At 72.7% G+C, this 14,100-nt stretch carries 12 protein-coding genes; 3 read left to right on the plus strand and 9 right to left on the minus strand.

Annotated features, from left to right (window positions below):
* Positions 1-225: 225 nt before the first annotated feature.
* The gene (locus ACIQ1J_RS27570; RefSeq protein WP_403560942.1) at positions 226-2,904 is read left to right on the plus strand and encodes an ATP-binding protein; all 2,679 of its coding nucleotides are present in this window, start codon (positions 226-228) and stop codon (positions 2,902-2,904) included.
* 11 nt (positions 2,905-2,915) lie between these two features.
* Here ACIQ1J_RS27570 and pcaD read toward each other — a convergent pair whose 3' ends face one another.
* The 7 genes from pcaD to ACIQ1J_RS27605 all read right to left on the minus strand — a co-directional run bounded on the left by pcaD (position 2,916) and on the right by ACIQ1J_RS27605 (position 9,596).
* Positions 2,916-4,049: a 3-oxoadipate enol-lactonase gene (pcaD, locus tag ACIQ1J_RS27575; RefSeq protein ID WP_403560944.1), complete on the minus strand. Its 1,134-nt coding sequence runs from the start codon at positions 4,047-4,049 to the stop codon at positions 2,916-2,918.
* Between the two features lie 2 nt (positions 4,050-4,051).
* Positions 4,052-5,380: a 3-carboxy-cis,cis-muconate cycloisomerase gene (pcaB, locus tag ACIQ1J_RS27580; protein WP_403560946.1), complete on the minus strand. Its 1,329-nt coding sequence runs from the start codon at positions 5,378-5,380 to the stop codon at positions 4,052-4,054.
* A complete protein-coding gene (gene pcaG / locus ACIQ1J_RS27585; protein WP_403560948.1) occupies positions 5,377-5,982 on the minus strand; it encodes a protocatechuate 3,4-dioxygenase subunit alpha in 606 nt (201 codons plus the stop codon). The genes pcaB and pcaG overlap by 4 nt, the downstream gene beginning before the upstream one ends.
* 5 nt (positions 5,983-5,987) lie before the next feature.
* A complete protein-coding gene (gene pcaH, locus ACIQ1J_RS27590) occupies positions 5,988-6,761 on the minus strand; it encodes a protocatechuate 3,4-dioxygenase subunit beta (RefSeq protein ID WP_210961058.1) in 774 nt (257 codons plus the stop codon).
* A 236-nt stretch (positions 6,762-6,997) separates the two neighbouring features.
* Positions 6,998-8,200, minus strand: coding sequence for a thiolase family protein (locus ACIQ1J_RS27595; RefSeq protein ID WP_403560950.1), 1,203 nt, complete (start codon positions 8,198-8,200; stop codon positions 6,998-7,000).
* Positions 8,197-8,841: a CoA transferase subunit B gene (locus ACIQ1J_RS27600; protein ID WP_403560952.1), complete on the minus strand. Its 645-nt coding sequence runs from the start codon at positions 8,839-8,841 to the stop codon at positions 8,197-8,199. Before ACIQ1J_RS27600 ends, ACIQ1J_RS27595 begins: the two co-directional genes overlap by 4 nt.
* Entirely contained in the window at positions 8,841-9,596 is a 756-nt protein-coding gene (locus tag ACIQ1J_RS27605) for a CoA transferase subunit A (protein ID WP_210961055.1), read from the minus strand. The genes ACIQ1J_RS27600 and ACIQ1J_RS27605 overlap by 1 nt, the downstream gene beginning before the upstream one ends.
* Before the next feature lie 223 nt (positions 9,597-9,819).
* Between ACIQ1J_RS27605 and ACIQ1J_RS27610 the strand changes: the two genes are divergently transcribed.
* Complete coding sequence (locus ACIQ1J_RS27610) at positions 9,820-10,284, plus strand: MarR family winged helix-turn-helix transcriptional regulator (protein ID WP_403560954.1); 465 nt, start codon at positions 9,820-9,822, stop codon at positions 10,282-10,284.
* Here ACIQ1J_RS27610 and ACIQ1J_RS27615 read toward each other — a convergent pair whose 3' ends face one another.
* The gene (locus tag ACIQ1J_RS27615) at positions 10,285-11,301 is read right to left on the minus strand and encodes a DUF3048 domain-containing protein (protein ID WP_403560956.1); all 1,017 of its coding nucleotides are present in this window, start codon (positions 11,299-11,301) and stop codon (positions 10,285-10,287) included.
* Positions 11,302-11,512: 211 nt separating this feature from the next.
* Between ACIQ1J_RS27615 and ACIQ1J_RS27620 the strand changes: the two genes are divergently transcribed.
* Positions 11,513-12,703 carry a zinc-dependent alcohol dehydrogenase gene (locus ACIQ1J_RS27620; protein ID WP_210961052.1) on the plus strand — a complete coding sequence of 397 codons (1,191 nt, stop codon included), beginning with the start codon at positions 11,513-11,515 and terminating at the stop codon, positions 12,701-12,703.
* A gap of 79 nt (positions 12,704-12,782) precedes the next feature.
* On the opposite strand, the gene ACIQ1J_RS27625 is transcribed toward ACIQ1J_RS27620, so the two are convergent.
* Positions 12,783-13,850 carry an ATP-dependent DNA ligase gene (locus tag ACIQ1J_RS27625; RefSeq protein ID WP_403560958.1) on the minus strand — a complete coding sequence of 356 codons (1,068 nt, stop codon included), beginning with the start codon at positions 13,848-13,850 and terminating at the stop codon, positions 12,783-12,785.
* Positions 13,851-14,100 lie beyond the last annotated feature (250 nt).

Here is a 14,100-nt window from a genome sequence, read left to right on the forward strand (position 1 = left end):
GAGGCCCGGGTACGGCATGCCGGGACCGCCTGCCGCCCCGCCGCCCACGACGGGTTGACGGTCGTCGGACAGCGCCTTGGCTGATGACGGGGCCGGGCCGTCGTCCGCGCTTTACCGCATGTCACCCATCACGGCAACTGCTGCCCCGACACCCCGTCACTTGCGCGATCGGGCGGTTAGGCTCAAGGTCTGTACGTCATTCGGGCGACTCGGGGAGGTAGCGGGATGACGGAGGTAGGGCGAACGGCTGCCCCCTCGGCCGCTCTTTGGGAGCGCGACGAGGAAGTCGCCACCATCACGGGGGCGGTCGACACCCTGTGCGCGGACCGCTCGTCCTCCGGGACTCTGCTGGAGGCGCGGGGCGAGGCCGGACTGGGCAAGACCGCGCTGCTCGCGGAGACCCGCCGCCTCGCCGAGGCCCGGGGCTGCACCGTCTGGTCCGCGCGCGGCGGCGAGACACTCAGGTCCGTCCCCTTCAACGTCGTACGCCAACTGCTCCAGCCCGCACTCGTGTCCATGCTCCCGGAGGAGGCGCGCGAGTACCTCGGTGACTGGTACGAGATCGCGGGCCCCGCCCTCGGCATAGCGGACCCGGGCGAGCGGCAGGCCGACCCGCAGGGCGTGTGCGACGGCCTGGTCGCCGCTGTACGCCGGCTGGCCCGCCGGGAGTGGCCGCTGGTCCTGCTGATCGACGACGCCCACTGGGCCGACCAGGAGACCCTGCGCTGGCTCGCCGCGCTCGCCGAACGGCTCGACGAGACCTCGGTGCTGATCGTGATCGCCCGCCGCCCCGGTGACGTCGGCGGCGACAGCGCCCGCCACCTGGACGCCGCCTCCGCCGCGGGCCGGCCCCTCGCCCCGCTGAACGCCCTCACCCCCGCCGCGACGGCCGGCCTCACCCGCGCCACGCTGGGCGACCACGCCGATGCCGCGTTCTGCCGCGAGGTGTGGGCCGTCACCGGCGGCAACCCGTACGAGACCGTCGAACTCCTCGCCAAGGTCCAGGACAGCGAACTGGAACCGGTCGAGTCGCAGGCCGCCGAACTGCGCGACCTGAACCGCTCGGCCCGGGGCGGCGGGCTCGTCGCCCGCCTGGAGCAACTCGGCGTCGACTCCACCCGGTTCGCCTGGGCGGCCGCCATTCTCGGCGGCGGCATCACCGTCGACATGGTGGCCCGGCTCGCCACCCTCGACCGCGGCGACGCCGCCCGCTGCGCCGAGTTGCTGTGCAGCGCCCGCATCCTCTCCGCGCCCGACCCCGCCGCCGGGCAGGCCGCCGCGGACGACCTGGAGTTCGTCCACCCGTTGATCGCCACCGCCGTCTACAAGTCCATCCCCGACGCGCTGCGCACGGCGATGCACGGCATAGCGGCCCAGCTGGTCACCGACTCCGGACTCGGTGCCGCGGCCGCCTCCCGCCATCTGCTCCAGGTGTATCCCGACGACGACCAGGAAGTCGTCGAGCAGCTGCGCGAAGCAGCTCGCGAGCACCTCGCCGTCGGGGCCCCCGACGCGGCCCGCCGCTGCCTCGAACGCGCCCTTGAGGAACCGCCGTTGCCCGAAACCCACGCGCGGGTGCTCTACGAACTGGGTTGTGCCACGCTCCTCACCGCGCCCGCCACGACCATCGACCACCTGCGCACCGCCCTCGCCATGTCCGGCCTGGACGGCGAGCAGCGCGTCAACGCCGTCTTCCGGCTCTCCGAGGCCCTGCTCCACAACGACCAGCTGGAGGAGGCCGTCCGCACCGTCCGGGCGGAGGCCGCCCGCAACCCGGACCCGTCCGTGCGGCTTCGGCTGCAGGCCGTCCAGTACATGTGGGAGGGCATCCACCCCGGCGAGACCTCCTCGCCCGGCCGGTCCGAGCGACTCGCCGAACTCGCCGGCACCTGCGCCGGCCGCGACAACGCGGAGCGTGCCCTGCTCATCCTGCGCGGCTTCGACGCCATGACGCGGGGCGAGAACGCCGAAGAGGTCGTCGAGCTGTGCGACCGGGCGCTCGTCAACGGCCGCCTCGCCTCCGGGCTCGGCTGGACCGACACCGAGTGGGGCCTCGAACTGCCGATGATGCTGGCCACCTCCTACGCCTACAGCGACCGGCTCGACCGCGCCGAGGCACTCTTCACCGAGGCCCTGAGCACCTACGAGACCGCCGGCTGGAGCGGCGGCCACCTCGCCCTCGCGCACGCCTACGTCGGTCTCGGCCACCGCAGGCGGGGCCGGCTCAGGGAGGCCGAGAAATCCCTGCGCGAATCGCTGCGCATCGCCGAACGGGTCGGCCGCGGCCTGCCGTTGTACTGGTCCGCGACCTGCAACCTGATCGACACGCTGCTCGCCCGCGGCCACGTCGAGGAGGCAAGGTCCGTCGCCGACCGCTACGGCTTCGACCCGCCGTACCCGTCCACCATCGTGCTGCCCGACCCCCGCCCCGTGCGGGCCCGGCTGCTGCTCGCGACCGGCCGCACCAAGGAGGGCGTCAACGAACTGGAGACGGCCGAGAAGGCGGCGGCCGCACGCGGCAGGCACAACCCGGTGGTGCATCCCTGGGCGACCGAGCTGGCGCGGGCCCTCGCCACGGAGGACCCGGGCCGCGCCGCCCGGCTCGTCACCGACGCCCGCCGCCAGGCCGAGCGCTTCGGCACGGACACCGCCATAGGGGAGGCCCTGCGGTGCGCCGCCGCGCTGGAGACCGGGCAGCGCGCGGTCCGGCTCGCCGCGCAGGCCGTCGCCTATCTGGAGGCCTCACCCTGCCAGTACGAGCACGCCGCCGCCCGCGTGGAGTACGGCATCGCGGCCCGCTCGGAGGCCGAGCTGAACCGTGGCCTCGCACTGGCGGACTCGTGCGGCGCCGACGGACTGGTGGCGCGGGCCCGCGAGGCACTGGCCGCGGGACAGGTGGGCTGAGGTCGGCGAGCTCAGCGGGTGGTGCCGTGCTCCTCGGCGCTGCCGTCCTCCTCGGCCAGCACCCGCTGGGCCGCCGCGAACGCCGAGTTCGCCGCGGGCACCCCGCAGTACACCGCCGTCTGCAGCAGCACCGCGCCGATCTCGTCCGGTGTCAGCCCGTTGCGCCGCGCCGCCCGCACGTGCATGGCCAGCTCCTCGTAGTGTCCGTGCGCGACCAGCGCCGTCAGCGTGATCATGCTGCGTTCGCGGCGTGAGAGGGTCTCGTCCGTCCAGATCTCGCCCCAGGCATAGCGCGAGATGAAGTCCTGGAAGCGGGCGGTGAACGGGTTCTGCCGCCCCTGCGCCCGGTCCACGTGGGCGTCCCCGAGTACCTCGCGCCGCACCGCCATGCCCCGCCTCGCACCGCCGTCGAAGTGCGCCCGCAGCGCCGTCAGCACCGCCTCGGGCCGCTCCGCCGGCGCCAGGTGCGAGGTCCCCGGCAGCTCGGTCAGCGTCGCACCCGGCACCGCGTCGGCGATCTCCCGCAGATGCGCGGGCGGCGTGGCCGGGTCCTGGCGGCCCGCGATCAGCAGCGTCGGCGCAAAGATCTCGCCGAGCCGGTCCCGCAGGTCGAACGCGGCCAGCGCGTCGCAGCAGGCGGCATACGCCTCCGGGTCGGCGTCCCGATGGTCCTGGACCAGCCTCGGCACGGTGAACCCGGGCGTGAACCACCGGCCGTCCGCCCCGTCCGCGAGTTTCGCCAGCCCTTCCGCGCGCACCGTCGCCGCCCGCTCCTCCCACGCCTTCGCACCGTTGAAGTGCGCCGACGAACAGAGGACGGCCAGCGACGAAACCCGCTCCGGATGGTGCACGGCCAGGTGCAGACCCACGGCGCCGCCCAGCGACACCCCGGCGTAGGCGAACCGTTCGACCCCGAGCGAGTCGGCGAGCGAGAGCACCAGGCCGGCGAGGTCGCCGACGGTGGCGCCCGGCCCGATCAGCTCCGCCGCCGAACCTCCGTGCCCCGGCAGGTCCCAGCGGATCACCCGGTGCCCGATGGACAGCTCGGGCGCCACCTTGTCCCACAGCGCGTACGAGGTGCCCAGTGAGGGCCCGAGCAGCAGCGGGGGAGCGGAGGCGGGGCCTTCGGTCAGGTGGTTGAGCATGGTCAACGTCGCTCCAGAGCGCGGTCGGTCAGGGCTCCGGCGGAGCCGGTGTAACGGACGGGGTCGGTCGGCGCGTCGAGATCGACGCCGGACAACTCCGGTACCTCGGCGAGCAGTTCGCCCAGGGTGCGGTCCTCGGTGTAGGTCCGCCGGGCGAGTTCGGTGAGCAGCTGCTTGGCGCGGGCCCGCCCGAGCAGCGGTGCCAGTTCGGCGGAGAGCCGTTCGGACACGATCAGTCCGTGCGTGAGGCCGAGGTGCGCGCGCATCGCGTCCGGACGCACTCGCAGCCCTTCGGTCAGCTCGGCGGCGTCACGGGCGGCACCGCCGGCCAGCCGCAGCAGGTCCCGCAGCGGCTCCCACTCGGCGTGCCAGGCCCCGGCCGGCCGCTCGTCCTCCGCCACCAGTGAGCCGTACAGCGTGGCCGCGAGCTGCGGCGCGCGCCGGGCGGCCGACGCGATGAGGGTGGCCCGTACGGGGTTGGTCTTGTGCGGCATCGCCGACGACCCGCCACCGCTGTCCTCGGCGACCTCACCGATCTCGGTGCGGGACAGCGTCAGCACATCCGCGGCGATCTTCCCGAGCGCCCCGGCCGCGAAGGCGAGGCATCCGGCCAGGTCGGCGACCGGGGTGCGCAGCGTGTGCCAGGGCAGCGCGGGCGCCCGCAGACCGAGTTCACGGGCGTACGCCGCCGGCAGTTCGACGGGGTCGGTCGCGCCGTACGCCCCGAAGGCGGCCAAGGTTCCTGCCGCGCCGCCGAGTTGGGCGGGCAGCGCATCGCGCACGGCGACGATCCGGTCCCGCGCGTCCAGGACCAGCGTGCGCCAGCCGGCCGCCTTCAGCCCGAAGGTGGTCGGCACGGCGTGCTGGGTGAGCGTCCGGCCCGGCATCGCCGTGTCCCGGTGCTCGGCGGCCAGCCGGGCCAGCGCCCTTTCGGTGCGGGCGAGGTCGGGAAGCAGCAGGTCCAGGGTGCGGGCGGCGACCAGCATGGTCGCCGTGTCCAGGATGTCCTGACTGGTCGCGCCACGGTGGACGTACGGCCCGTACTCCTCACCGACCGCCTTGGTCAGGTCGGCCACCAGCGGGATGACCGGGTTCCCGCCACCGCGGGCGCGCTCGGCCAGGGAGCGCACGTCGATACGGGCCGGGTCGGCCGCCCCGGCCACCGCGGCCGCCGCCTCGGCGGGAGCGAGCCCCAGCCCGGCCTGGGCGCGGGTCAGGGCCGCCTCCGCGTCGAGCAGCGCCCGCAGCCAGGCGCGGTCGTCGGTCGCGTCGGCGGCCGGTGAGCCCGCCCAGCCGGGGGCGAGCAGACCGGTGTCGGCAGCTGATGTCACTGGAACTCCAGGAAGACCGTCTCGCCTTCGCCCTGAAGGCGGATGTCGAAACGGTACGTCCCGTTGCCCTCGTCGGCGGCGATCAGCGTGTCGCGGCGCCCCGCGTCCACCCGGGACAGCAGCGGGTCCGCGGCCAGCACCGACTCGTCGCCCGGCAGGTAGATCCGGGTGAACAGGTGCACGAGCAGGCCGCGCGCGAACACGCACACGCTGACGTACGGCGCACTGGCCCCGCGCGCCCCGGGCCGCAGCGTCCGCGCGTACCAGTGGCCGTTCGCGTCGGTCTGGATGCGGCCGAAGCCGGTGAACTCCACACCGTTGCGGCCGAGGAAGCCGCCGGACGCCGGGTCGCGCCGCATCGAGCCGTCGGCCGTCGGCAGCTCGCCGTCCGGGTCGGGCCCCCACAGCTCGAGGAGCGCGTCCGGCAGCGGGTCGCCCTCGCCGTCGTACACGTACCCGTGCACGGTGATCGTGTCCGGATGCCCCACGGGCGCGATGTCCTCGCCGCCGCGGAAGGGCAGCGCGTAGCCGTAGAACGGGCCGACCGTGTGCGAAGGCGTGGGCGGCACGGTCTCCGGCCCGCTCGTGTCGATCTTCGTCATGGCGGTCAGCGTCCTTCTTCGATCCAGGTGGCGTTCGGGCCGTCGAGCACGATGTCCCAGTGGTAGCCGAGCGAGAACTCGGGCACGGACAGACTGTGGTCGTACGTCGCGATCAGCCGCTGCCGGGCGGCGTCGTCCGTCACGGACTGCAGGATCGGGTCGTACGGGAACAGCGGGTCGTTCGGGAAGTACATCTGCGTCACCAGCCGCTGGGTGAACGCCGAGCCGAACACCGAGAAGTGGATGTGGGCCGGGCGCCAGGCGTTGACGTGGTTGCGCCACGGATAGGGGCCCGGCTGGACGGTGGTGAAGCGGTAGAAGCCGTCGTCGTCGGAGAGGGTGCGGCCGACGCCGGTGAAGTTCGGGTCCAGCGGCGCGTCGTGCTGCTCGCGCTGGTGGGCGTAGCGGCCGGCCGAGTTCGCCTGCCAGATCTCGACGAGCTGGCCGCGCACGGGCTTGCCGTTCCGGTCGAGGAGGCGGCCGGAGACGGTGATGCGCTCGCCGACCGGCTCCCCGGTGTGCTGCCGGGTCAGGTCGTTGTCGACGACCGTGATGTCCCGCTCGCCGAAGGCGGGGGAGGACAGCTCCACCAGCTCCGGATCCTTGGTGACGTCGATGGCGACCGGCGGCTGCTTCGGGTGGCGCAGCACCGAGGAGCGGTACGGGGCGTAGTCGCGGCGCGGGTGGTGCTCGACGGGCCCGCCGTCGGCGACCCGCTTCTCGTACGCGGCGTGCTCGGCCGCGATCTCCGCGTCGATGTCGTGCTGGGTGAGAGTCATGGGGTGTCCCGTGGGTGAACTAGGGAGTGTCGTTTGGATCTTGCCGGGGTCGCGGGGTCTGGCACGCGCTCCCCCACTGCCTGAAGGGCGTGGGAGGTACCCCCAGCGGCGTTGTCGTCGTTGCCAGGGCTCCGTCCTGTCGCCCTCCTCCGCCTTGCAGCCGCACGCACCGGACCCCGTTCGGGTCGGTCGCAAGGCACCGTTGCCTGGAGCCGGCCTGGTCCGAACGACACTCCCTAGCGGTCGAGGACCAGGGCGAGGCCCTGGCCGACGCCGATGCAGAGGGTGGCGATTCCGGTGCCGCCGCCCTTGCGGGCGAGCTGGTGGGCGACGGTGCCGGCGAGGCGGGCACCGGAGGCGCCCAGGGGGTGGCCCAGCGCGATGGCTCCGCCCTGGGGGTTGAGGATCGCGGGGTCGAAGTCGGGCCACTCGGCGACGCAGCCCAGCACCTGGGCGGCGAAGGCCTCGTTGAGTTCGAGGACGTCCAGGTCGGCGAAGGTGCGGCCGGCCTTGGTGAGGGCGCGGTTCACGGCTTCGACGGGGGCAAGACCGAAGTAGTGCGGGTCGGTCGCGGAGACACCGGTGGCCGAGATCCGGGCGAGGGGTTCGCGGCCGGTTGCCTTCAGGCCCTCCTCGTCGGCGAGGAGGAGCGCCGCGGCGCCGTCGTTGAGCGGCGAGGCGTTCCCGGCGGTGACCGTGCCGTCGGGGGTGCGGAAGGACGGCTTCAGCTTCGCCATCGCCTCCAGGGAGGCCGTCGGGCGTACACACTCGTCGGCGGCGAAGTCGACCGGGTCGCCCTTGCGCTGCGGCACCGGGACGGGCGCGAGTTCGCCGTCGAACAGGCCGTCGGCCTGGGCGCGGGCGGCCTTGTGGTGGGAGGCGAGGGCGTACTCGTCCTGTCGCTCGCGGGTGATTTTGTGCTTGTCGGCGATGAGTTCGGCCGACTCGCCGAGGGGGATCGTCCACTGCGGGTCCATCCCCGGGTTGACCATGCGCCAGCCCAGGGTGGTCGAGTACAGCTCGGTGTGCCCGGCAGGGAAGGGCCGGTCCGACTTGGGCAGCACGTACGGCGCCCGGGTCATCGACTCCACACCGCCCGCGAGCGCGATCGACGCGTCGCCGACGGCGATGGCGCGGGCGGCCTGGATCACCGCTTCGAGGCCGGAGGCGCACAGCCTGTTCACGGTCACGCCGGGGACGCTGGTGGGCAGGCCGGCCAGGAGGGCGGCCATGCGGGCGACGTTGCGGTTCTCCTCGCCGGCGCCGTTGGCGTTGCCGAAGTACACGTCCTCGACCCGGGCCGGATCCAGGCCGGGCGTGCGGGCAAGGAGTTCCCGGATCGCGTGGGCGGCCAGGTCGTCGGGGCGTACGCCCGCCAGGGAGCCGTTGTACTTGCCGAACGGGGTGCGGGCCGCGTCGACGACGTAGACGTCCTTCACTTGAGTCCCTCCGCGATGACGAGCTCGGCATCGGTCCTGGCGGTGATCTCGTCGACACTCACCCCGGGCGCGGCCTCGACCAGGGCCAGGCCGTCGTCGGTCACGTCGAGGACGCCGAGGTCGGTGATGACCCGGTTCACGCACGCCTTGCCCGTGAGCGGCAGCGCGCACTCCCGGAGGATCTTGGGCGAGCCGTCCTTGGCGGTGTGGGTCATCACCACGATGACGGTGCGGGCACCGTGGACGAGGTCCATCGCCCCGCCGATCCCGGTGATCATCTTGCCCGGGATGGCCCAGTTGGCCAGGTCGCCGGTGGCGGATACCTGCATGGCCCCCAGCACGGCGACGTCGATGTGCCCGCCCCGGATCATGCCGAAGGACAGCGCCGAGTCGAAGAAGGAGGCGCCCGGCAGGACCGTCACGGTCTCCTTGCCGGCGTTGATCAGGTCGGGGTCCACCTCGGCCTCGGTCGGATACCGGCCGGTGCCCAGGATCCCGTTCTCGGACTCCAGCGTCACCTCCACGCCCTGCGGCAGGTAGTTCGGGATCAGCGTCGGCAGGCCGATGCCGAGGTTGACGTACTGCCCGTCCCGCAGTTCCCGGGCCGCCCGGGCGGCCATCTGCTCACGTGTCCAGGCCATCAGGAACTCACCGTCCGCCGCTCGATCCTCTTGTCCGCCGCCTGCTCCGCCGTCAGCGCGACGACCCGCTGCACGAAGATCCCGGGGAGGTGCACCGCGTCCGGATCGATCTCGCCGGGTTCCACCAGCTCCTCCACCTCGGCGACGGTCACCCGTCCGGCCATCGCCGCGAGCGGGTTGAAGTTCCGGGACGACTTCGCGAACACCAGGTTCCCGTGCCGGTCACCCTTGGCCGCCCGGACGAGTGCGAAGTCGGTACGGATGCCGCGCTCCAGCACGTACTGCGCTCCGTCGAACTCGCGGACCTCCTTCGGCGGCGAGGTCAGCGCGACGCCGCCGGAACCGTCGTACCGCCACGGCAGCCCGCCGTCGGCGACCTGCGTGCCCACCCCGGCCGGGGTGTAGAAGGCGGGGATCCCGGCGCCGCCGGCCCGCAGCCGCTCGGCCAGCGTGCCCTGCGGGATCATCTCCACCTCCAGCTCGCCGCCCAGGTACTGCCGGGCGAACTCCTTGTTCGCCCCGATGTAGGACCCGGTCACCCGGGCGATCCGTCCCGCGGCCAGCAGAACGGCAAGCCCGGAGTCCATCGCGCCGCAGTTGTTGGAGACCACCGACAGCTCGCCGGTCCCGCGCTCGTACAGCGCCTGGATCAGCACGTTCGGAACACCGCTCAGCCCGAAACCGCCCACCGCCAGCGATGCGCCGTCCGGCACGTCGGCCACCGCCTCACCGGCCGTGGCCACCACCTTGTCCATCCGAGAAGCCCCATCTCTTCCAGGCGCCCCGGATCGCGGACCGAATCCGCGAATTAGTCAGGGCACTGAGTATTCCAGCGCGGTTCACCACACGCTGCCACCGGACGGCCAGGGCGTCAAGACCTCACAAAACACGAGGTGAATCGCCTGCTGCGGATGCGGACAGTCGCCGCCTGTCCGATGTATCGTCAGTGCACCGACGAAAATGACCACAGGAGTGCACATGGCCGCGGTCGACCTGACCACCCACCCCGGGCACCTGGCCCGGCGGCTGCAGCAGGCGCACTACCTGCTGTGGAACACGATGGTCTCGGAGGAGACCACCTCGCCGCAGTTCGCGGTCCTCAACGCGCTGGTCGCCGAGCCGGGTCTGGATCAGCGCACGGTGGGGGAGCGGGTGGGGCTGGACCGCTCCACCATCGCCGAGGTGATCAGCCGGCTCGGCCGTCGCGGACTGCTGGACAAGGTCCGCGACCCGCAGGACGGCCGTCGTTTCCTGCTGCGCGCGACCGACGAGGGCCTGCGCGTCCACCGCAGGCTGACCGTGCGTACGGCCCGGATGAACCAGGTCTTCCTCGCCCCGCTCTCCGCCGGCGAGCAGGCCGTCTTCTTCGACCTGATCCGCCGGGTCTCGGACGCCGCCGAAGGCCTCCGCAACCCGGCCGAGCCCGCGGCGGCCCCGAGCTGATCAGGGCGCCTTCGTCGTGTCGGCCTTCGTCGTGTCGGCCTTCGTCGTGTCCGCCGTCTTCGTGTCGACGAACACCACCCACACCTGGCCCTCGGCGAGCTTCAGCGCCGTGCCGTCCTCCGTGGTGAACGACGTGCCGTCCGCCGCCGAGCCGCGCTTCCAGGCCGCGTCGTACGAGCGCCCGTCGCGCAGCACCTCGGCCCGTCCCGAGCCCACCGACTCGACGTACGGCGAGTTGCTGCCCCGGAAGTCGCGGAAGTCCGACTGGCGCACGTTCACGTGCTGCACGACGACCGTCGCCGGTGCCAGGCGTCCGCCGTCGGCCGTCCGGGCGGGGGTGCCGTCCAGGGAGACCAGCCAGCGGTCACCGCTCTCGGACCAGGTGAAGCCGAACGACGCCGACGGATAGCGCACGGTGCGCGAGGACACCGACCGGCCGCCCTCGGGAGCCCCGCCGTAGTGGAAGCCCGTGGCCAGGGCGTCGGCGCCCGCGGCTGCTGGCAGCAGCCGGCCGGGGCGCACGTAGAGGTTGTGCGGGGCGGGCCGGCCGTCGTCGCGGACGTAGGCGTCGGATCCCTCGCCCGGTGGCTCCGCGCGCAGGGGCGCCTTGTCGATGAGCGGCAGCAGCTTGCTCTGCGCACCGGAGAAGGCCAGCGTCGGCCGGTCGAACTGGCGCAGCAGCTCCAGGTCGGACTCCCGGGCACTGCGTACCGGACCCACCTTCTCGGGCAACTCGGTCGCGTAGATCGCCATCAGGCGGCTCAGCCCGCCCTCCACCGGTTCCGCGTAGACGACGTCCGCGGCGTCCAGGCCCGTCTGCGGCCGGGCCGCCCGCACGTTGTCGACCTTCACGGCGAGCACCGAGCCGGAGCCGGCCGCGCTCTGCGACCGCTCCGGCTGCGGTGCCCGCCGGTCCTCCTTCGCACCGGATCCCGCGGTGCAGCCCGCGGCCAGTGAGACCGCCACCGCTGCGGTCAGCAGTGCGCCGCCGCGCCGCCTGTGCGTCCCTCGTCGCATCCCGACCACCTGTCCGCCTATCCCGTGTCACCGATTGTGCGCTTCTTGAAGCATTTATGGCCATACCTGATCGGATCTGGTACGGCGCACGGAAAGCGGGTCAGAATCCGCTGTTCGGCCGAAACCGGGCGGCGGTTCGGTGGCGGGAGCCCCGGGTACCCGGCCGCCACGCAAGACCGACGGGCACGGGTGACGGAGGGAGCGCGAGGCGATGAAGGCAGTGACGTGGCAGGGCAAGCGGGACGTGCGGGTGGAGGAGGTGCCAGACCCGAGGATCCAGGAACCGACGGACGCGGTCATCCGTGTCACGTCCTCCGGGCTGTGCGGCTCCGACCTGCACCTGTACGAGGTGCTCACGCCGTTCATGACACCGGGCGACATCCTCGGACACGAGCCCATGGGCATCGTGGAGGAGGTCGGCTCCCAGGTGACCGGTCTGCGGCCCGGTGACCGGGTCGTGGTGCCGTTCCAGATCGCGTGCGGGCACTGCTTCATGTGCGGCACCGGACTGCCGACCCAGTGCGAGACCACCCAGGTCACCGGCGAGGGCATGGGCGCCCCGCTGTTCGGCTATACCCGCCTGTACGGCGCGGTCCCCGGCGGACAGGCCGAGTACCTGCGCGTGCCGCAGGCCCAGTACGGCCCGATCAAGGTGCCGGAGGGGCCGGCCGACGACCGCTTCGTCTACCTCTCCGACGTCCTGCCCACCGCCTGGCAGGCGGTCACCTACGCCGCCGTCCCCCAGGGCGGCAGCGTCGCCGTGCTCGGCCTCGGTCCGATCGGCGACATGGCCTGCCGGGTCGCCCAGGTCAAGGGCGCCGGACGGGTGTTCGGCGTGGACCTCGTGCCGGAGCGGCTGCGGCGGGCCCGCGAGCGGGGCGTGGAGACGTACGACCTGCGCTCCTTCGACAGCGAGAAGGAACTCGTCGCCGCCATCCAGGACGAGACCGACGGCCGGGGCCCGGACGCCGTGATCGACGCGGTCGGTACCGAGGCACACGGCGGCGCCGCCGCCAAGCTGGTGCAGCAGGCCGCCGCGGTGATGCCCCGGGCCATCAGCGGCAAGCTGGCGGAGCGCTTCAGCGTCGACCGGCTCGCCGCCCTGTACACCGCCATCGACCTGGTGCGGCGCGGCGGCACGATCTCGCTGTCCGGCGTCTACGGCGGCATGGCCGACCCGATGCCGATGCTCACGCTGTTCGACAAGCAGATCCAGCTGCGGATGGGGCAGGCGAACGTGCGCCGCTGGAGCGACGAGATCATCCCCTACCTGACGGACGAGGACCCGCTCGGCGTCGACGACTTCGCCACCCACCGGGTGCCGCTGACGGACGCGCCGCACGCGTACGAGATGTTCCAGAAGAAGCAGGAGGGCGCGGTCAAGGTCCTGATGAAGCCGTAGGGCCGCGACAAAGCCGTGCGGCCCTGATGAAGCCGTGAGGTCTTGATGGACGCGGCCGTCAGACCCCGGGGAGTCCTCGTCAGGGCCCGCCGAGGATCTCCGCCAGGTCGTAGCGGACCGGCTCCTCGAGCTGGCCGTACGTGCAGCTCTCGGGTGTCCGGTCCGGGCGCCAGCGGCGGAAGCGGGCGGTGTGCCTGAAGCGCGTCCCGTTCTCCATGTGGTCGTACGCCACCTCGACGACCCGTTCCGGCCTGAGCGGCACCCAGGACAGATCCTTCTTGCCCGACCACCGGCTGGGAGCGCCGGGCAGCCGGGCCGATTCGTGCGCCGACTCCTCGCCCCAGGCGGCCCACGGATGGCCCCCGGCGTCCTCCATGCGCAACGGCTCCAGCTCTTCCACCAGTTCGGCGCGCCGCTTCATGGTGAAGGCCGCGCTCACCCCGACGTGCTGGAGGACGCCCCGGTCGTCGTAGAGGCCGAGGAGCAGTGAGCCGACCACGGGACCGCTCTTGTGGAGGCGGTAGCCGGCGACGACCACGTCCGCCGTACGCTCGTGCTTGATCTTGTACATGGCCCGCTCGTCCTGGCGGTAGCGCAGGTCGAGCGGCTTGGCGACGACGCCGTCCAGTCCCGCCCCCTCGTACTGCTCGAACCACTGCCGGGCCACCCCGATGTCGTCCGTGGCCGGTGCCACGTGCACGGGCGGCGTCACCTCGGACAGCGTCCGGACCAGCAGCGCCCGCCGGTCGGCCAGTGGCACGTCGAGCAGGGACTCGTCGTCCAGCGCCAGCAGGTCGAAGGCCACGAGCGAGGCCGGCGTCCTCTCGGCCAGCATCCGCACCCGGGAGTCCGCCGGATGGATCCGCTCGGTGAGCGCGTCGAAGTCCAGGTGTCCCTCCCGTGCGATCACGATCTCCCCGTCCACCACGCAACGCTCGGGCAACCGTTCCCGCACCGCCTCCACCAGCTCCGGAAAGTACCTGGTCAGCGGCTTGCCGGTACGGCTGCCGAGCTCGATCTCGGCGCCGTCGCGGAACACGATCGACCGGAACCCGTCCCACTTCGCCTCGTAGTGCATGCCCGGCGGGATCTTCGCCACGGACTTGGCGAGCATCGGCTTGACGGGCGGCATCACGGGCAGATCCATCAAATCTTCTTTCGAGGAGTTCATTGGCCTTGGACGGTGGGGGATCGATTCCTTGGGCCAAAGCTGCGACGCGGCGGAGCCCACTGCGTTGTCAGTGACGGCCAGTAGAGTGAACACACCCGCCGACCGCGTGGGCGCGCTGAACGTCCTGCACAGGGCCGGGCTGGTCCTCTGCGCGGTGGCTTAGCCACCGACGCAGGAAGCCCGCGACTTCAGTCGTGGGTGGAGTCACGGTCCGACTGTATGAGCG

Origin of the sequence: Streptomyces sp. NPDC097107 (assembly GCF_044762405.1) — a bacterium.
Classification (GTDB): Bacteria; Actinomycetota; Actinomycetes; order Streptomycetales; family Streptomycetaceae; genus Streptomyces; species Streptomyces thinghirensis.

Coding starts and splice junctions, on each gene's coding strand:
- ACIQ1J_RS27605 (WP_210961055.1), bottom strand. CDS start 9,596: ATGGACAAGGTGGTGGCCACGGCCGGTGAGGCGGTGGCCGACGTGCCG.
- pcaH (WP_210961058.1), bottom strand. CDS start 6,761: ATGACTCTCACCCAGCACGACATCGACGCGGAGATCGCGGCCGAGCAC.
- ACIQ1J_RS27610 (WP_403560954.1), top strand. CDS start 9,820: ATGGCCGCGGTCGACCTGACCACCCACCCCGGGCACCTGGCCCGGCGG.
- pcaD (WP_403560944.1), bottom strand. CDS start 4,049: ATGCTCAACCACCTGACCGAAGGCCCCGCCTCCGCTCCCCCGCTGCTG.
- ACIQ1J_RS27620 (WP_210961052.1), top strand. CDS start 11,513: ATGAAGGCAGTGACGTGGCAGGGCAAGCGGGACGTGCGGGTGGAGGAG.
- ACIQ1J_RS27625 (WP_403560958.1), bottom strand. CDS start 13,850: ATGGATCTGCCCGTGATGCCGCCCGTCAAGCCGATGCTCGCCAAGTCC.
- ACIQ1J_RS27615 (WP_403560956.1), bottom strand. CDS start 11,301: ATGCGACGAGGGACGCACAGGCGGCGCGGCGGCGCACTGCTGACCGCA.
- pcaG (WP_403560948.1), bottom strand. CDS start 5,982: ATGACGAAGATCGACACGAGCGGGCCGGAGACCGTGCCGCCCACGCCT.
- ACIQ1J_RS27600 (WP_403560952.1), bottom strand. CDS start 8,841: ATGGCCTGGACACGTGAGCAGATGGCCGCCCGGGCGGCCCGGGAACTG.
- ACIQ1J_RS27570 (WP_403560942.1), top strand. CDS start 226: ATGACGGAGGTAGGGCGAACGGCTGCCCCCTCGGCCGCTCTTTGGGAG.